General features: G+C 60.3%; 14 protein-coding genes. 7 read left to right on the top strand and 7 right to left on the bottom strand.

The window, feature by feature from the left end:
• Positions 1 to 48: 48 nt before the first annotated feature.
• Both NBT67_RS17255 and NBT67_RS17250 read right to left on the bottom strand, forming a co-directional pair.
• Positions 49 to 4,401 (bottom strand): ATP-binding protein, encoded by a 4,353-nt coding sequence (locus tag NBT67_RS17255; RefSeq protein WP_251344549.1) that lies wholly within the window; start codon positions 4,399 to 4,401, stop codon positions 49 to 51.
• A 270-nt stretch (positions 4,402 to 4,671) separates the two neighbouring features.
• Positions 4,672 to 5,022, bottom strand: coding sequence for a hypothetical protein (locus NBT67_RS17250; RefSeq protein ID WP_251344548.1), 351 nt, complete (start codon positions 5,020 to 5,022; stop codon positions 4,672 to 4,674).
• 203 nt (positions 5,023 to 5,225) lie between these two features.
• Here NBT67_RS17250 and NBT67_RS17245 point away from each other — a divergent pair, with 203 nt between their 5' ends.
• Positions 5,226 to 5,480: a hypothetical protein gene (locus NBT67_RS17245; protein ID WP_251344547.1), complete on the top strand. Its 255-nt coding sequence runs from the start codon at positions 5,226 to 5,228 to the stop codon at positions 5,478 to 5,480.
• 57 nt (positions 5,481 to 5,537) lie between these two features.
• Here NBT67_RS17245 and NBT67_RS17240 read toward each other — a convergent pair whose 3' ends face one another.
• From NBT67_RS17240 to NBT67_RS17220, 5 genes are all read right to left on the bottom strand, one after another.
• Positions 5,538 to 6,182, bottom strand: a complete 645-nt coding sequence (locus NBT67_RS17240; RefSeq protein WP_251344546.1) for a DUF192 domain-containing protein — start codon at positions 6,180 to 6,182, stop codon at positions 5,538 to 5,540.
• Between the two features lie 54 nt (positions 6,183 to 6,236).
• Positions 6,237 to 6,740: a hypothetical protein gene (locus NBT67_RS17235; RefSeq protein ID WP_251344545.1), complete on the bottom strand. Its 504-nt coding sequence runs from the start codon at positions 6,738 to 6,740 to the stop codon at positions 6,237 to 6,239.
• Positions 6,737 to 9,022: a hypothetical protein gene (locus NBT67_RS17230; protein ID WP_251344544.1), complete on the bottom strand. Its 2,286-nt coding sequence runs from the start codon at positions 9,020 to 9,022 to the stop codon at positions 6,737 to 6,739. Before NBT67_RS17230 ends, NBT67_RS17235 begins: the two co-directional genes overlap by 4 nt.
• A gap of 62 nt (positions 9,023 to 9,084) precedes the next feature.
• Positions 9,085 to 10,437, bottom strand: a complete 1,353-nt coding sequence (locus NBT67_RS17225; RefSeq protein WP_251344543.1) for an IS4 family transposase — start codon at positions 10,435 to 10,437, stop codon at positions 9,085 to 9,087.
• Between the two features lie 269 nt (positions 10,438 to 10,706).
• Entirely contained in the window at positions 10,707 to 11,102 is a 396-nt protein-coding gene (locus NBT67_RS17220; protein WP_251344542.1) for a hypothetical protein, read from the bottom strand.
• A 354-nt stretch (positions 11,103 to 11,456) separates the two neighbouring features.
• On the opposite strand from NBT67_RS17220, the gene NBT67_RS17215 reads away from it, so the two are divergent.
• Genes NBT67_RS17215 through NBT67_RS17190 form a run of 6 tightly spaced genes read left to right on the top strand, consistent with a single transcriptional unit; the run spans position 11,457 to position 18,701 of the window.
• Complete coding sequence (locus tag NBT67_RS17215; protein ID WP_251344541.1) at positions 11,457 to 12,089, top strand: hypothetical protein; 633 nt, start codon at positions 11,457 to 11,459, stop codon at positions 12,087 to 12,089.
• Positions 12,089 to 12,343, top strand: a complete 255-nt coding sequence (locus NBT67_RS17210; protein ID WP_251344540.1) for a hypothetical protein — start codon at positions 12,089 to 12,091, stop codon at positions 12,341 to 12,343. Before NBT67_RS17215 ends, NBT67_RS17210 begins: the two co-directional genes overlap by 1 nt.
• The gene (locus NBT67_RS17205; protein WP_251344539.1) at positions 12,340 to 12,819 is read left to right on the top strand and encodes a hypothetical protein; all 480 of its coding nucleotides are present in this window, start codon (positions 12,340 to 12,342) and stop codon (positions 12,817 to 12,819) included. Before NBT67_RS17210 ends, NBT67_RS17205 begins: the two co-directional genes overlap by 4 nt.
• Positions 12,812 to 14,470: a cell division protein CdpA domain-containing protein gene (locus NBT67_RS17200; protein ID WP_251344538.1), complete on the top strand. Its 1,659-nt coding sequence runs from the start codon at positions 12,812 to 12,814 to the stop codon at positions 14,468 to 14,470. Before NBT67_RS17205 ends, NBT67_RS17200 begins: the two co-directional genes overlap by 8 nt.
• Positions 14,467 to 16,773, top strand: a complete 2,307-nt coding sequence (locus NBT67_RS17195) for a VirB4 family type IV secretion system protein (RefSeq protein WP_251344537.1) — start codon at positions 14,467 to 14,469, stop codon at positions 16,771 to 16,773. The genes NBT67_RS17200 and NBT67_RS17195 overlap by 4 nt, the downstream gene beginning before the upstream one ends.
• Complete coding sequence (locus NBT67_RS17190; protein ID WP_251344536.1) at positions 16,773 to 18,701, top strand: hypothetical protein; 1,929 nt, start codon at positions 16,773 to 16,775, stop codon at positions 18,699 to 18,701. The genes NBT67_RS17195 and NBT67_RS17190 overlap by 1 nt, the downstream gene beginning before the upstream one ends.
• Positions 18,702 to 18,859 lie beyond the last annotated feature (158 nt).

The following is an 18,859-nucleotide window of genomic DNA, read 5'->3' as shown; positions in this document are numbered from 1 at the left end:
CTGCCTGCGCACGGCGTGCGCACACTTTGCGCGCATCCCCAATAATGGCTACTGGAGGTCATCGAGGAGATTTGCAACACCAACGAATTGCCAGTCGCTGTCGTCGCCCCAGGTCGCACGGGTAATGTCGTCGTAGGAGCGACTGTTTCGTTCGGCGGGCACTTCGTCGATCAGTCCCGCGTTGTGCAGGGCACGTGTGATATTCTTTGCTTCTGAGAGATTCGGGACGACCCAGATTTTCTTCTCAACGTCGAAGCGGTCGAAGTCCTCGTAGTGCTTAACGATGTGTTCGTGACGGACGTTCCAGATTGCCTCCCCGACCACAGCTGGCTTCTCGTCTGTGAACGCGACGACATCGGGCTTCACGTCGGTTCCGAATATCGGCGTATATCTCTTGACGAAATAGTGATTATTCTCGTCGGTTGCGAGTGTACGAGCGAGAGCCTCAACCATCACCTTGTGGTAGGTCTTCTCGTTCACGTCACCCTGGTCTTCACCGTAGGCGACACGCGCGCCACATGCACGCTGGCCGTCTTCGGTGACGGTGTAGTAGACGCGGAGATTCTCGGTCACCTTCTCGAGGCAGCCGAGGTGAATGAGGCGCTCAACGTCTACATCAGGAAAATGACTATTTATCCGCTCCATCGTCTCGAGGATATCGAACTTGGGGTGACGGCCGTTGACCGTCGTCACGATGGCCGCGAGGAACTGTCGCTCCTGAACTGTCAGATTCTCTCCTTTGTCAGAACCGACGCCCCCGGCCCGGTCATCTCCCCGATCGGCACCCTCGGCGTTCGGGGTGCTGGCGGTGGCAGACCCTGCTCCATCGGCGAGGGTCGATTCTCCCCCCTCACCAACGTGTGCACCGGCGGTATCATCTCCGCCCATGACGGTTGGGTCGGTCCCACTGTAGAGGAAGTTGTTGACCCGATCTTCCAGATTGGTTACCGAATCCGGGCCGCCACTTTCAACCGTAGTTTCCGCCTCTGCGTCGCCATTACCCGCGGTGTCGGATCGCCGTGAACTAAAGTCGTCCGTGAGGTCGTCTTCAGGCGGGGTGAACCGACTCGAATTGCCGGTCTGAGTATCCCCATTCGAGCGGGTTGACGCCCTCGAGCTCGTCCCGACTTGAGTTGCCGTATTCCTCCTGTTCTCCCACACATCAGCTCCATCTTCGGTCTCGGTCACGGAGGCGGTACCCATGCCCGGATCAGCGGAGCCAGCATCGCCGCCCTTCTTGATGGACACTGAGAGCTGTTCGGCGGACGCGTCCGTGTTGCTTCCCGGCTGGAGACAGTAGTCGTCCCTCGTTTGGCGTGTCTTCTTCGCGTCGATCTGGCTGAAGGTGTCGCCATACGGTGAGACTGAATCGGCGCTCACGGGCTCGTCTGAGTCGCTGTGCCCGGCGGGAATGCCGACGGGAAGGAGCGTGACGAGTTCGGGGATGTCGGTCATGAAGCCCGTGTCGGGGAGTTGGGCGACCCATTCCCCACGCGGGAGCGACGTGATTCGGTCGACGAGTTCCTCGTCTTCGATACCCTCGTGGAACAGCGTCATAACGAGTTCGTCGTCGACGGCGAGTTTCCCGATGAGTTTCGTATTGATGTTCCGCAGAATCTCCTTGTAGGAGGAGACGTCGAGCGCGTCGGCTTTCACCTGCTCGGCGAAGTGCACGATTACCTCAAGTGCAAGGCCGAACTCACGGCCGTCGGGAATCATGTCCTCGCGGACCAGCTCAGATTGTAGAAGGGGTGCGGCCTCGTCGATGATGAGGTTGATTACGTAGCCCTCGCTGACAGAGGGCGTCCTCCCGAGGCGGTGCCGGAGACGAGCGCCGGACCAGATGTAATCGAGTAACATGAACGTGAACAGGTTGCTCGAGGCGGGGCGGAGGTCGCCGGTGTCGATGAGGACGACGCGCTTGCTCGCGAGGATATCCTGTATATCGAACATCGGTGACTGGTGGGCGTAGTGGCCGTTCTCCTCGTCCCAGTCGGGAACGAAGTTAAGAATCCGCCAGATGAAGGACCGCTCGGCGAGTTTGGTGATCCGATTCATCACCGCATCGATGGAGGTCATGAACCGCTGACGGTCGGCGTCGACGTGGCGCTGGAGAGTCCGGTGGAGGGTATCGTCGCTCACGTCCGGGAGTTTTCCCTGAGCCTTGGTCTGCTCGTCCATACTCCCGAGTTTCTGCATATCCATCGCAGCCGTGAGGAGGTCGCTGATTGGCCAGGCGTCCTTGCCGTAGACGGGATCGAACTGTGCCTTGATGAGGCTGTTGAGAATTTCTTGGGCGACGAACGCCTGGTCAGCCATCTCCCGGCCAAGGACGTACACGAGCAGTTCGTTGTAGCGGTCGATTTTCTCCTGCACAGCGACCGTCCGACTGACGCCGGCAGCAAGCTGCGGTCGAATATCGAAGTAGGGGAACGCGAGGACCTCGTCGTTTGGTCCCGGGACTGGGATGTGGACGACGTCGTCGAGGTTTCCGAATTTCTTGAAGTGGGCTCGCTTGTATTCCTCGGCCATCGAGCCACCCTTCTTATCGAAGACGAAGATGGGGCCGTCAAAGAACTCGTAGGCACTGAGGGCATCGTTAATCATCGCCGTCGTCTTCCCGCCCCCCGTCGTGGCCGCACGCATCACGTGATGGGTGAGCTGTTCGGCGCTCAGGCTGATCGGGATGTCGGGGCGGTTGTCGACGGCAGTCTCAGCGTAACCGATGTGCATCCCGTGATTGTACTGCGAGAGGAGATCCTCATCGGTCGCGGTGAGCGGCGACCGAGCGTCGGGTGACCCGCCGGATGAACCCCGACTCGCACGGGGTAGTGCGTCCGTGTGCGGCACGACGACGAAGTTCGCGAGTTCATCAGGAGAGACGCACAGGATGGGGTCGCCTTTGCTGAAGCGTCCCGAGAGCCCGCTTGAGGATGCAAGTCGGGCGTGACAGAGCGCGGCGAACTCGGTATCGCTGATTCCCAGAAGCTCGCCTTCGATTCCATAGTACGGGCCTGAGAGCGAGGTGAATGCGTTCGAGATGCTCTGGATGGTCTGTTCGTTGCACGCGGCTCGGAGCGTGAGGTCGAACGTCGTCGTGGGCTGTTTGTGGTCGATCTGCGCCATCCGCGATCCGGTGATTTTGTTGGTGTCGCCAGCGGTCACAGTCCCCCCGACCTGTTCGGAGATATCTCCCCGGTGGATGTTCCGGCGTTCCTGTTCTGAAGTGCCGAACATCTGGCGGGCGAACTCATTCTTGAACGCGCTGAACGTCCCGTGGTTGCCCATTTTGAGGTTTCGCTTGTGGACTTCGGCTTCGCCCGTCCAGTCTGGCCGGGGCTTGAACACGGCCTGGAACATGAACGGGTCGTCGGAGTGCACAGCCTGTTCGAGGAGAACGCTGAGGGGCGACCGATACTGGTCGTCGTTGTCCGTCGCGATGTCGCTGAACGGCCGCAGGAGCGTCATCCAGTCGTTCTTCTTCGAGGAGATCCCTTTCCAGCGAACCAGCGAGGGGCGCTTTTCTTCGGAGACTTCCTCGGGACGGAGCGGGACGCCTTTCTTGATGAGTTGCTGTTCGGCTTCTTCAGGGGAGGGACCGTCGCCACGGCCGATATCGTGGTCCTCGAACACGGTGGGGTCCTCGAACCCGCTGAGGCGTTCGAGGTCGCCAATATCTTCGAGGGTGGCGATGCGTCGGCCGCCAACCTGTGCGTTGCCGTTGTCGCTGGCGAACGCAGCCACAGGGTTGAACGGGACGATCTCGAACTCGAAGGACTCGGGGTACATCGCGGCGACGTTGGCAGCGAGCGTCTTGAACGCGGTCGCGTCATAGGGCGTCACCGAGAGGTAGAAGTCGAAGCGTTTGGTAGCTCGCGGCTTGTGGACGACGAACTCGAAGGTTTTCTTTGTATCTTTGAGGCCGAGGCGACCGGCGAGGTTGAACCGCCCGGTGTCGGTGACGCCGGCCCGATACAGGCCGAAGAGCCCAGCGATGATGTTACCGGGCGTGACCTGCTCGCGGGCAGGCGAGATATGGATGTACGGCCGGGCTTCGATGGGATCCCCGAGTTTCTTTCCGGGGCCCGTGGTGGCGTTGTCGTAGGGGTCGAGTCGGTCCTCGCGCTCGCTGTCTCCAGCGCCGTTGCTGACCGAAGACTTTGCCAGCTCAGTCGGCCCGTCCGATTTCTCGACCGGGACGTCGCTGCGGTCGCCGTCGTCTGTTCCCGTCTCGGTCACCGGCCCCGTGTCGGCTCCGGTCGACGGCTTGGCCATGTTGAGCTCCCAGGCGTCGCGGGGGTTGACGCCTTTCTTGTCGAAGATACTCCCAGCGGGGGTGTCCCGGCCGGGGGGCTTCGTGGTGTTGCGCTCGTTTTCAGCCTGGTCGGTTGGCTTACTCATTGCGGGTCGGCCTCCTCGCAGGTGGGGGTAGATGCACTCCCCACCAATATTCGTGCAACGGACGGTCTATTTCCATCCGGGAGAGCGGTCCGGTATATTTCGAGTCTGGAAGTTTCGGTACTCATGTGGGTGTTCCTGTTATCACGTTCATCTGTGGCTGCCGCTATCGACCTGGGAAAGAATTCGCCCGAGAAGGGCTCGCTGGGAACGTCGAGCACGGGCGGCTGGTGATAGGTGGTTCCGCGTGGTCGCTCTCGGACAAATTACGGGTTAGGGAGCCGCGATCCACTCAAGGAGCGCCACGAAGATGGTCACCCCGAAGTAGAAGACGGTCATGCTGGCTCCGCCAATCATGAGCCACATCCCGTTCTCTGCACGGTCACTGTTCTTGCGTGCGGTGAACCACACGACTGCGCCCAGTGCGAGGCCGACGAGACCCGCGTACTTGAGGACGAGGAGAACGGTGTCGTACAGGTTGGTCATAATGCCTTCCAGTCCACTAGTCCCGTCAGCAGCGGTCTGAGCCGCGACAGGGTTCACGAATACAGTCAGAACAACGAGACCCACGATGAGGCCCGTGCTGTGCTTCTTCAGGAGGTTCTTTACTCGGAGGGTGTTCATGTGATTCCCGGTTTCCGGGTACGCCACGTTTGGAGATAAAGTCGAGTAGTTTACATCTAATGTAGCGGATGTAAGGCGACCGTTTTGAGTACGGATGATTGTGATTTCGGGGTTTTTGTACGATAGATATATATCTGTATATCGCTTGACCGATGGTGAAGAAGAACACCCTCCTAGTGCCCTTCTTCGACTAGGTGATAGAAATGTCTACAACCAACTCGAACGGTTCCTCCAGTCTCGACAGCGAGTGCGACGGGCCCTCGACTAAGATCAACGTCTGTCTCCGTCGAGAGACCCACGCGCGGCTCACGGCGTACAAGAATTTCAACCCCTTCGTCGACAAGACGTTCGACGAGGCGGTGACCGAGCTGCTCGACACCATTGAATTCCCAGAACCCGACGAGTTCGAGAGTGTGTATATCCCCTCGATTACACTCTCGAAAAGCGACGACGAATAAACCGAACAGAACCATTCTTCTGCGATTTCGAAGGGAACTGGATTCCCGGCGGGTCAATTAATTAGAACCTTGCGGAGGTGTGTTCTCGACCACCGTGGCAGCAGCGACGGTAGAGCCACCGCCACGGTATCGCGGCGGTCCCCACCGGATGTCGACGGTAGCGCCGACCTCAATACCATTCTCCATCGTCCATCCGTAGGGAACTTCGAGGACGTACTTCCCGACACCTCGGTATTCTGTGAGGGGTGCTTCTTCGAGTTCGGCGTGGTGAATCGCTGTGACTCGCCCCTCAGCGTCGATGAAGATGATGTCAATCGGGAACGCCATCTCCCGCATCACGTAGGCGCGTTCTTTCTCCTGGTCGTGGAGGAAGAACATCCCCTCTCCTGCCTCTAGTGAATCGGTTTCGGAGAGTCCCGTATAGTGTTCGCGCCAGGTTGCGGCGACGGGGCCTTCGACGGATTCGAGGCGGGCCCCGTTCTCGTCGGAGATAGTCGCTCGAGCGTAATCAGGCGAGGTGAAATCGGAGTACATCGTGTAGCTGACCCAGCCGATCATCGGAGCAAAGACGATGATGAGGACGGCGAGTACGCGCCGGTCGGTGATGCGGTCGTAAATTCGCCTGGCGATAGTGTCCTCGGGGAGAAGCGGGAGATCGGTGGGGTCGGTATCTTCGGGTTTCGGGTCGGTGGTGGAGGTCATGGTTTGAGTGTGGCAGTGTGCGTCGTGTGTCAGGGCAGGTGTGCTCAGTGTGGGTCACAGAAGTATCCAAGCGAGCGTACTGAACACGTTGCCGCCGATGCTCGCTCCGACGAGGGTGAGTCCGATAACGATGCCCCGCCGACCTCGTGCGTCGGCGAGTGAGCCTCGACTACCGAATGCCCACCACGTCACCCCGATGATGAAGATAGCGAGGCCGAGGGCTTCAAGGACGAGACTGAGGGCGGTCCCGAGTTGCGAGAGCGAGGTGGCGTGTGAGCCCGTGATTGCACCGTAGGGCCAGCCGGCGGGGAGAAATTGCGTTCCCAGGATGAACACGAGCACGTCGTAGATGACGTCGAGGGCGATGATGGCAACGTATCCAACCGCGCCACCGACGGCCATCCCTCGGTACCGGGCCATCGAGCGGGCGTCGTTCGAGGCGGAAAACCACCCGATGATGCCGATCACGAGCGCGATGAGCGTGCCATAGCGGCCGATTATCTCTGCGAGTTGGTAGACGCGGAGGATGGGCTCGACGAACGCGCCGACGTTACTCATGCCTTCTTCCCCCCACCGCGCTTGGTCGTCCGGCGGCGCATCCGCACGTACCAGAACGCGAAGATGCCCAGCGCGAGCCACTCGACGAAGATGAGCGTGTTGTTGATCGCCCCGGAGATGTACTCGCCGACCGTGCCGACGGCTGCGAACGCTATCTCTCCCGGCGGGAGGAGATAGAGGATACTGTCTCCCTTGTAGTAGGGATTGTCCGGGCCGGTGTCCCACACGTCACCGTCGTATCGGGCCCGAAGCGACACGCCGTTCCACGTGACAGGGGCACGGCCCTCAGAATCGGTGGTGACGGTCCACTCCGTCCCGTCTCCTTGGATGACGGTGATGACCTTTCCGGCGAGGAAGTTGTCGGTCGTATCGGTCAGGATGAGCGTGCCCTCGTGACCCTCGCCCGTCGGTGACCGATCGATCTCCATCAGTCGAAGGACGGCGGGAGAGTACGGTTTCGTAGAAACCTCAGGCTGGTCGATTTTCGCACCGAAGGGGTTGTTGGCGGTCGCGGACGCTGTCTCACCAGTATCGAGGTCATTCGAGTTAACGGAGACGACGTACTGGGTATAGAGTTCGGTCGGGCCGTCGTTATCGGGAGCGTTGACGCCGGCAGGGAGCGGTGCGCCGCCTGGCCGGGCCGCGACCTGCATATCGACGGGCCTGAGATAGCCCCAACGTTGGTGTTCAGCCCCGTTCTGGGGGAGCGGGAAGCCCATCGTGACGTTGGCGACGCTCGTCTGGTAGTGATAGATGGCCGGCCAGCGGTCATCCTGTGTGTGAGTCACAGCGTGCGTTTGCGACCCGCTCGTAGTCCGGACGACGACTTCGTCGTTCCGTGAGACGCCGTAGAATCGCCACGGTGAGTCAAAATTGACGACCTTCCCGTCAATGTCGACCTGGATTTGTCTCCACGGGTCGTGGGGGAGATCCTGATCGCCGTCCCACGTGACGAGCAGGCGGTCATCCCCTTCACCGTCGATGTGAACGACGGAGATGTTGAGGTTAGGCGAATCGTAGTCGGTAATCGTCACAGGGACGCTGTACTGCGTCGTGTGCGTGTAGGTATCTGTACTGGATCGCGACAATTCGCTGCACTGTGAGCTCGTGATACCCCATCGAGTCTCGATTTCACTGGTAACTTCGAGGGTGGCAGTGAGTGTGTATTCGCCTCGGGGGTATTCGAGAGGCCTGCTGGACGGGTCTTCGATAGCTATCCAAGTGATGTCGCCGAATTTCGCCCACTCAGAGTCGCCGCTGAATCCGGGACGGTCAAGCCGAACAGAGGTCACTTCGGCACTAGAGTTGATGAGATCGTACTCAGCCCACTTTGTCCGGTCGTAGTAGTGCCAGTGGGTACTTGTGTGCGTGTGGGTGGAGTTGTCGTGAGTGTGCGTTCGCCGGTGGATGTGCTTCTTCCGACACTGGTCTTGGTAGCTGTAGTCCGGCGGGGTGACGGCTCGGTGGTCGAATGGGACGTAGGCTCCTCGCGTCGGAACCCCACCCACGACGTAACTATCGCGATACCAGACCCCGCCGAAGACGTGGTTGATGCCGACCCACGAATCTTGAACGGTGTCGAAATTTGACTGCCCCCATTTCCGGGACATACTCGCCCCATCGCTGGTCGGGTAGAGTTCTCGGCCGTTCATCATCGGGATGGCGACTCGGTCGGAGTCCTGGGCGTACTGTGTATACTGGCGGGCAGCGTGGAGGTTTCGGGCGATCGTGTTCGAGTAGTAGGCCTCGTGGACTAGCGCTTCCTCGGGGTTTGCAACGTAGTGTTCTCCTGCGTCGGGGTTCCACCTGACATCAGCATTGTAGACGGGTTGCCACTCGCCGTATTGACTGGTGACGCGGACGAACCATTCCCCATCGGTGCTCGGGGGGCCGTCGTAGGTGTTGTTGCCATGGACTCGGAGGAACTCCGTTTCCTGGTATGAAAGGAGATCAGCATAGGGAGTCCACTTGTCTTGATAGGGGACGGCTTGGAAATCGCTGATGTCCCTGATATAAACATCTTGCGTGGCGGCATATCGAAGTGTCTGTGAGGGCGATTGCGATTTGGCCTGGAGTTCGACCGGGCCGTAAGGGTAGTCGTTCTCGAAGTATCCGTTATACGAGATATCGCCGGGGTCAGCGTCGTCATCGTTGTTCGCGAGAATACGGTAGGTATCGTCGTAGTGCTTCTCGATGCCGGGGTCGGGGGCGGGGATTGCGGTGATGGGTCCTAGCCCAGCGGCAGCGACGACACTGACGGACGCGAGTAGCAGTGATGCCACGAGTGCCAGCGTAATGCACGCGTGGACGCGGTGTGGGAACTGTTCGGTGCATCCGTTCTAGTTTAGTGGCGAGCAAAGCTGAACTCACCCGATTCAACCTGGCTGCGTAGCCGTTTCCTGTGTGGATTTGGATTTCGTGACGCCCACAGCAACAGCTCGTCCAAATCCGGTAGTTCGTAACCCAACTCAACCATGAGATATAGCTGAATCAGATGAGCGTGCCGCTCCACGGCTAGCGAACAGCGACGCCGAGGGAGCCGCGACGCCGACTCGTCGGCGTCTGCGGCGGCTTCGGCCTCACGCTGTCTGGCCTCAACTGACCGCAACTCGTCCACAATTACACGGCTCATCATCAGCGAAATTGCTGCCATAATAACCAGCGCCTCGATAATGTAGGCGTCGGTCGTGTTGATCTCGTCCAAACCGAACCGCGATTTTAACTCCTTGAACAGCAACTCGACTTCCCAGCGCGCCCGATAGAGCTGCGCGATATCGGGCGCGCTATAGCCCTCCTTGCCGAGATTCGTCAGATACAGATGGTACTCGTCGGTCTCCTCGTTGCGCAGACCGATCAGCCGAAACGTCCGGGTCGCGCTTGCGCCCGACCCTCGTTTGCGATCAAACGAGAGCGTGATTCGGATATCAATCTCCTGTCGCTGCAGGTCGTCAAGGACGGCCTGCAGCGACTCCCCTTCCAGCGGGATACTGTTACCCCGCCACGTCCGTAGTTCTTCGACAATCTCGAAGTTCGCGTTGTCCTTGACGCGGGAGACGAACCATCCGCCGTTCTGGTCGATTCGGTCGAACAGCCAGAAGTCGTAGAAGCCTAGATCAAGGAGTATGAGGGCGTCAGCTACCCACTCTCCGGTGGGTAGCTGACTCCGTTCATGCGTTGTTCCGTCGGTTGTGCGGAGCCGTGTTGGGAGACCTGTCGAGAGTGACTCGATGAGGTGGAGCTTCAGTTCAGCTTGGTCCTCGCCAGTTGCTGCGTAGACATCAGCGGCGTCCTGGTACAGTGAAACGATAGTCGCGTCGGCAATCAGGACGTCTCGAAAGCGTTCGAGACGTCCGTTCAAGTCGGTTCGTCCAGTATCGAGATTCTCGATAGCGTCATCGAGAATCTCTCGAAGGAGTGCAACGAAGCCCGGTTCGAACCAGTTGTGGAACGCTGCGTAGGAGAGTTCGTCGCAGTCAGCCATCTCGACGTAGCGTTCGAGAAATGCTTGTAGAGAGCGGTCTGAGCCGGCAGCGAAGCCAAACGAGAGTGTGTAGAATAGTGCAACGATGTCGAACTTGCGCTGACGTTCAACGAGATTCGTTGCGCGAGCGCGCTCGCGCAACTCATCGGAGGGAAACGCTCTTTGAATCCGGTCAACTACGACTGAATCCGGTGGGCTGTAGGTCATACTTTCCACCGGGTTTCTCAACCGGGTAGTTGCGACGATATCAGATCAACAGACGGCGGTCGGTTGTCGCGTTAAACTAGAACGGATGCTGTTCGGTGTTAGGTTCAAGTCCGAATCCGAGTCTGGTCCTCCGTCCGTGTCGGGAGAGACCGAGGCTTCGCTCTCGCCCTGAGAGCTGGGCTCGGAGAGCGCGACCGGCGGACGCGACACGCCCTCCCAGCGTGGTGTCGTCCTGACCCGTTTCCGTCGGGACGCTATCTGTCTCTTTCCGGGGGGAGTCAGCCTGAGAGGACATAATCAATCAGGCCGATGAAGACCGGGAAGGCGAAGCCGATGATCGAGATGACGACCCCGGTGGTCGCCATCGCGAATCCTCGTCGCCGGTTGTTCACGGAGGGGCTAACGAAGTACGCAATGATGCCGATAATCATCGTGATGAGCCCGCTCCATTTGAGGAGGGAGCCGACCCAGCCGGGGAGCTTAATCGCGTCTTTCAAATCTGCGATGAGCGTGCTCAGATCTGAGCCCGACTGGAGTGGAACGAACGAGGCGTGCAGAGTATCCAGGGCCGAGAGGAGGAGCGCGTCGAAGGCGGTACTGGTGATTGAGGGAGATCCAGTGAGGATGAGCCATCGGCTGGCAACCTCGAAGACCTCGGGTTGTAAGACTAACATGGGAGGGTGTTCTCTCCACGCACCGTCTGGTGTGACGACGTTGGTGTGTGGTGCAGGACGGAAAGCCGTCAACGGCTAAATACTCTCTTCGACCACATCGAATGTAGCGTCACATCCGCCACATTTCTACATCAAATGTAGCCGTGAAAACTCCTTAAGGGCGGACGGCTTACGGGTGTCGATGGAAAATCCCGGTTATCACCAGTCGGTCGCTTGCGAACCGAGCGACGACTGGCTCTCTCGAGATGGGTGGGAGACTGCTGGGCGTGTCGAGACGTCCAGCGCGGCCCGCAACGCTCGGGGGAGTGCCACCCGGGACTCTGTCCACAATTCAATCAATGAGAACACCCTCCTATGCCTGAAATCCAAGTTGATTGGCACTCTCAACAGGAGGCCGACCGCCTTCGCAATCTCCGTGACCGACACGGGATGGTGTGGCGCGGTGTCCTGCTAGAGGGGGCCAAGCACGCAGAAAGTATAGACTTGCTCAAGGCGCTCACAGAGCTCCACCCAGCACTCGCTACGACGCTTCCCAGCCCCACGGGGGCGGAACGTGGGGGGCTAAGTCGGCCAGAAATCACCGAGCAGTTGCGCGAGGAAATCCGCGAGCGACAGCGCATCCGAGCGACGACCGAGATCCCCATCTCTGCGTTCGGCGGCGATGGTGACGGTGACAGCGACGACGATACGGATGCTGTTACGCAGCGCCACCGTGCGGACAACAGTGACCACACGGCCGCGCCTGAACGTGGTTCGGGACAGCCGCCACAATTCGATGCCGACCGTGCGCGGGCCTATGAACGATGGGACGTGCGGGAAGCCCGTGCTATCGAAGAGGGTGAACTTCTCCATCCCCACTCAGCACACGAGGACGTTCGCGATGTCCTCCGCCACGAAAGGTGCGAGAGCGACCACCCGGACGAGGACGACCTCGACGAGTGGAGGGTCTACGACGACTACCACTTCGAGTACGGGGGCGAGTACTGATGCCCGGGAGTACGCGCATCAGGATTACCTCCCAAGAGGAGTACGAATGGCTCGATTCCGTCCGTGAGAACTACGGCCTCACGTGGCGTGGGATGTTGCTGAAAGCCGAGCAGCGCCTACTCGCCGCCGAACGCCACTGGCCGGAAGAGTTCCGGACGCCGGAACACCTACGCGCTGGGAACCGCGTCGACGCTGACGGTGACGCAGAACTGGCTGGAGACGCTGCGTCGGAAACTGACGAGGCGGTTGGATGAGCAAGGATGTTCCTATGGCGTCGCATCTGCTTTCCTCGAAGGTATTTGGGGTCTCGGCCCGGAAGCTGGCCGAGTCCGTAGGTCCGCCGCTCATCGTCCCGATCATCCTCTACGCGATCGGGCTTCCGCTCTTAGTCACGGCGCCGTTCGTCATCATCGGGGCCTTCGTCGGCCTCGTAGTTTATAAGCGAACACCGGAGGGCCAACGCCCAATTCGATATGCGGCAGCGATGGCCCGGCACTTCCGAGGGCGGACGGAGTACCTCTGGAAACCGCCGGAAGCTGGCGAGCATGATATCGCGTATCGTGAGCCGTTCGAGGGCTGGATTACGGGGCGCCCCAACGCGGGCGAGAGTGGCGAATCGGATACTGTGGACAGAGAATCGACTGCGGATACGGTTGCAGACGCGGATCCCGGCCCCGCTTCGGATTGGCCGGTTTCGACGATAATCTCCGGAGACACACACAATGACTGATTACGAAGGCGCCGGTTCGACGCTGGATCTCATGGACTTCAAGAACGTCCGCGATGGCGGCGTCGTGGAAACGCCTACGACCTACGCGATGCTCATGCGGGTTCAGCCCCGTGAGTGGCTCATCCTCTCCGAGGAACGCCGAGATAGCCTTTACCTGTCGTTCATGACGTTCCTACGCGGGCTACAGTTCCCGACGCAAATCCTCTCGATGACGACGGCGTACGATCCCGAGCCCTACCTGGAGCGATTCGAGAATCTCAACCGACCACTCATCGGGGCGGGTGAGGGAGATGCCGATGCAGACAGCGGATTGGACGAGTCGCCCCTGATGGATTACGGCCGGCAGTACCACGCTGAGTGGCTCCGGAACGTCGTCGATGTGGCGGAGATTCGTGACCGCGAGTTCTTCGTCGCGGTGTCGGTCGCGAAAGACGAAGAGGCCGACGACGGAGTAATGGCTCAACTTCGGGCGTTCCTCCCCGGTGGGAACAGTATCGAGACGGACAGCGAAACAGAAGCCGCGTGCATCGAGGAAGTGAACGCCCGCGCACAGCGCGTGGCCTCGAAACTCCCGCAGACGCAGGTCAAAACGGAGATTCTCGACACGCGAGCGGCTGTTCTCGAGGTTCTCTATGAAGTGTACCACGGGGAGAAGCCGCCCATCTCGTTCACGCAGGGGACCTACACGCTTGCTGACGATCACGCCCAGGATGTCGCTGACGCCGCCTTTGACGTCACTGCGGCGGCAAAGGCTGAGGCGAATGAGGATGGCGACTTCGAGTTCGACCGAATCTCCGATGAGTACCCCGAAATCGAGATTGAGTCGGATGCCGACCCGCTCTCGCCTGTCGGTGATGGGGGGTACGCCCACCCCGACTTCGTTGAGCGAGTGTCGAACTCGCGTGTCTTGCGGTGGTATGCACGGAACATCGGGCCAGTGGGTCACGGTCCCCGCCCGGTCGTCCCGCAAGCAATCTACGCGGGTGTCTTCGTTGGCCTACTGAGTTTCCTGCTCGGCGCGGGTGCCCTAGGCGCGTTTGTGTGGTCGATGGATGCCGCCGCCCGTGGCTCGGATATCTATTGGCTGGCGCGGACGGCATCGTTCACGACCGGCGCGGTGAGCCTTCCTGTCTTCCTGTTGAGCCTCGTCGTACTCTTCCCTTCGGGGCGGAAGACAAAGGCACTCTCACTGGTCGGTCTCGGCGTTGTGGGCTACGCGATGAGTTTGTTCCTCGAAGCGTACCCCTATGAGTGGGACTCGAACGCCGCTGTGACGACGCTCACGGTTGAGTTGTACGCGGCCGGATTGGCCGCGTTGCTCCTCTGTGTCGTACTTGCAGTGCGATCCCGACAGAAGGTGGACCTCTCGAACCTCGTCACGACGCCCATCGCCGACGGCGGCGAAATGGATGTTGACACCCTCACCGACGGCGGCCTTGCAGCAGTACGCACAGAAGACGCTCCTGTCGTCGACATCGATACCGATGCCGATGTCGAGTCGGACGCAGAGTCTCGATCGGAATCGGACGTCGACGCGACCGAGGCAGAGTGTGAGGAGAGCGCGGAAATGACTGATGACGCGGTTGCTGACGACTCGCTCACGGCGGCAGACTCGGACATGGCGGATGAGCGAAACGAGGCAGACCGATGAACCCCCTACACAGACTCCTCGGCCGGAACGACGTTGAAGAAGAATCGACTGAACGCATCCCGATCGACGATCTGTCGGGCGACGAAACGCAACTCGCGCTTGAGTATCTGGACCTACTCGACCGGGATGCAACCCGGAAGAACATCGAGTGGGCGGCCTACCAACTACAGGCCGAAGAGCTCCCACTGGTCTCGGCTATCGAGTCGCTCGACGAACGCGAGAAACTCGATAAGAAGCTCGTCGCGCCTCGCGCGATGGAGCGCCACCCCGAGTTCCAGATTCGCGACGAGAAAGTGGTTCAGATAATGACCGTGACGGGGTTCCCTCGGAAGGTCAATCTCGGATGGCTCGTGCCGCTGACGATTGCGGACGTCGACCTCCGGCTGTCGTTCCATATCGCGCCGCGAAACGCTGCGAAGACTCGCCAACAACTCCAGCGGCGCTACACGCAGACAACGACTGCACTGGCGCTCAAGAACCGGAAAGGACGAACGGACACCCACCAGGACGAACTCGAGCGCGAGGACCTCCTGCGCATCCTTCAGGACGTGGTCCGGGGGACGACGAAGGTGTACGATATCGCCATCTATCTGGAGTTGATCGCGGATTCCCACGAGGAACTCGAGGAGATGCGCGAGCGCGTCGACACCATCCTCGCCGAACAGGACGTCGAGACGACGGTCCTTCGCCACCAGCAAATCGAGGGGAACGGGACGATTGTCCCACTCGCGACGGACACGATCAAGAACGTCCACCCGATACAGTTGGAGGCACTAGCGACGTTGTTCAATCTCGTCGAGCCACCGATCTACGACGAGGACGGCATCATGATGGGATTCGACGACACGAGTCGTCCGGTCATCATCGACCGCTATGCACACTCCGGGTTCGGGATGGTCATCTCGGGGAAGACCGGGTCCGGGAAGTCCTACGCCCGGAAGCTCGAGATTTACCGGCGCTTGTTGGCCGACCCGACGGTACAGTGTGTGTTGTTCGACCCGGCGGGGGACGACTACCCGTTCTTTGCGGAGAAACTGAGTGGCGAAGTCATCCGCTTCGGTGGCGCTCAGAAGGTCAATCCAATGGATATCGAACCGCCATCAGGTGACCTCGGGGCGGCTGAGGACACCTATCCCCTCACGGTGCGCTCGGTGGTCGAGATGCTGAACACCCACTACGAAGATCGTGGTGGCCTCCCCGCTGCGGAAGAGGGGATGCTGATTCAGGCGGTCCACTACGCGTACCTCTCGAAGGGGATTATTCTCGGAGAGTACGATACGTACGCGAACGAATCACCGATCATCGACGATCTCATCCGGGGCGTTCAGGTCATCACCCACGGTGGCTACCAGGCGGCGCTCAAAGATGGCCTCGTCGACGAGGTGGAGTTCGATCACTTCTGCGAGATGGGCGTCCTTTCGGAGGACGGCGAGCCCATCACCGACGTGGGGATTTCCGTTCCGATGGCAGTGTTCACGCCCTCGGAGAAGCACCAGGAGGTCGCGAAGTCACTCGAACCGAAGTTTGAGTCGTTCAAGCCGGGGGGTATCAACCACAATCTGAACGGGACGACGAACCTCGAGTTGAACTCGCGACTGGTCGTGATGGACATGAGTTCCTTCGCCGACACAGGCGAGATGCCGCTTATCCTCCACGCGATGTTGCAGTGGGCGTATCTCGAGGCAAAGCGGTCGCCGAACCGTTTCGACGTGACGTTCGACGAGGCCCACTACCTCTTGGGCCGGGAGTCGACGCGCGATCTCATCAACCTCTTCATCCGCCACGCGAGGCACTACGACGCCGGGCTGACGCTGATGAGTCAGACGGCCCACGAGTTCCTGCGGACGGAGGAGCGCCGCGAGATTTACGAGAACTGTGACATCAAGATGCTGTTCTATGCACAGTCAGTCTCGGACGCGACGAAGGAGTACTTCGACCTCTCGCCGGCTGAAGTGAAGTACTTGCAGTCGGCCCCGCGTGGGCAAGAATCCGGGTACTCCGGGTGTCTGTTGTCAACGACGAAACACGGTCGTCGCCGGCTCGAGGTTCACTCTGGGGAGTTCGAGCACTTCATGATCGACAACAATCTCGACCCGTGGACGTACATCGAGGAGCGCGAGGGAACCCATCGGCCTGACGATGCCGAGTCTGAGCTGAACCTGACGGATATGCCGGACATCACGAATCGCGAGTTGGACATGGAGCTCTCCAGTGAGTTCGGTCAAGACCGGAGTACCCCGGAGCCATCGTCGGGCCTCCCCGACGGCTCCGTGACGGACGTTCCGGCGTCTGGTGAGCGCTGATGCCCTCCTCGTTCCTGTTGGCGGTCGTTCCGCAGGTCGCACTGCTGCCGCTGCAATTGGGAAGTGACCTTCCTGATTCGATCGCGGAGGCGTTCTGGGGATGGCTCGTTGACACGCTCATCTCCGTGGCGACTGAATTGTCGACGGCGCTCACGGACGAACTCCTCAAGGGCCTGCTGAAGGTTCCGAACCCCTATGATTCGACGGCAGCGGACGGAGCCTGGACCGGGATGTTCGAGATTTCGCTGGTCTTGCTCCCGATAATGATCGCGCTGGCGCTCATCGCGTGGCCGTTTAGTGAGGACCGCGAATCCGGGTTGATGGACCTCGTCGTGCGGACGGTGATGGTTCTGTTGTTCATCGGGATTTCCCAGCCTGCCTGGGGCTTCGGGATAGACGCGACGAACGCTGTCACGATGGCGATTCTGGACCTCGACCCTGACCCAGGGATGGCGAACTACGGGTACGGGAGCGGTCTCGTCGGCGCACCCACGACGTTCAGCGTCTGGGCACTGAAGTTTATCGTCTCGGTAATCGCCGCGATTCTGTCAGTCCTCGCACTGCTGCTGGCGATGTTCTTCCTGCTACTTCGTTGGTTCATGATTTGGATGGCCTACATCGGGACGCCGTTCTTTGCGGTCGTCTGGTTCGTAGGTCGGGGCCCCTTCAAGTCGGTCGGGAGCGTCGGCGCGACGTTCATGCGGATGGGCGTCTTCGCGCTGCTAGGCGGGCCCATCATCGCGATCATCGTCTTGGCCTTCCAGGTCATCGAACACGGTGGTATCCTCCAAGCAACGGGCGGGAGTTCCAATAGCGCAGGGGGAATCGTCCAGAATGTCGCTGGCGAGACTGGGCTCATATTCGCTGAGCTCGCGTTGATGTTGCTCTTCCCGGTCGTGCTCATCGTAGCTGTCTGGAAACTCATCTCGTGGGCGGGCCAGCCCATCGGGGTTGGCGAGGCTGCGGCCGTCGCGACGATGGCTGTGACTGCTGCTGTCGGCGGCGCTGTCGCTGGCGCGGCCGGTGGTGCAGCTGCTGGCGGGTCTGGGAGTGCTGCCGGTGGGTCCGGCGGCGCGGCTGCTGGCGGTGCATCGGGCGGTTCGAGCGCGTCAGCTTCGGGAGCGGGCGCCAGCGCAGGGAGTGCTGGAAGTGCGAACGTCGGGGCTGGCGGGTCTGGCCTCTCGAGTCGTATGACGGCCCGTGCGAAAGGCGCTGTCAACACCGTGAAGCAGGGCGCACATAAGAAGGCGGCGGCCCACCTCGATCACGTCGGGACATCGGAGAAGCTGGACTCGGCGCAGTCTGCGCTGTCTGGGTTCCAAACCGACCACGAAGCGGCATCGTCGCGAGCGAAATTCATCCAAAACGCGATGGCGAACGACGAGATGGATATGGCCGAGGCCAAGGAACATGGCTTCCTCAAGAGCGAGCCGTACGAGAATCAGACGCCGATATTCAAGACAGACCCCGATACGCTCGACCGGAACATGGAGTATATGGGTAGGGATGGAACGGCTCGGAGGGTCAACCTCACCCAAGAGTACCGGCAGGCGAAGGCCGACAAACGCAACGCCAGTGAGCGTATCGCGACCGCTGAGGCCGATGTTGCGAAGAACTCCACACTGAAGCGCCGTGTGGACATTGGCAAGAAGGGTACCAACGTCGGCAAAAAAGGTGTGAACGCCGGCGCAAGAGTAGGCAAGAACGCTAGTGTGTTCACGGCGAGGGCCGGTGCAGCAGCGATGGTCGGCGGAGTAGGTGGCAATTCCTACCTCGCGTACTCAATGGGTCGCCGGGCCGGGCAGCCGATGATCGGCTCGAATGGCTCGAAGGAGAACCTGAATCACCGAGTTTCAGATTTCGGGAAGGCATCGGGCGGCCAGCCTAAGCCGTCCAACCCTGACGACGGAAACGACGGAGGGCTGTAATAATCTGAGTCTTCGGTCGGGTTCTGGGGCGATTGTGCTCCGTACACTGGGGAGCGAGTATAAATACGAACAACGGGCTAAGGGTGGTGAGATATCCACACGCGGCTCGTGACCGTGGTTTCACTGCCCGTGGTCTCCACAGACGCTCGCCCGTCCCC

It is taken from the genome of Haloplanus sp. GDY1, assembly GCF_023703775.1.
GTDB lineage: Archaea > Halobacteriota > Halobacteria > Halobacteriales > Haloferacaceae > Haloplanus > Haloplanus halophilus.
The sequence above is the reverse complement of the archived record's forward strand: the minus strand, read 5'-3'. Positions and strand labels throughout refer to the sequence as shown.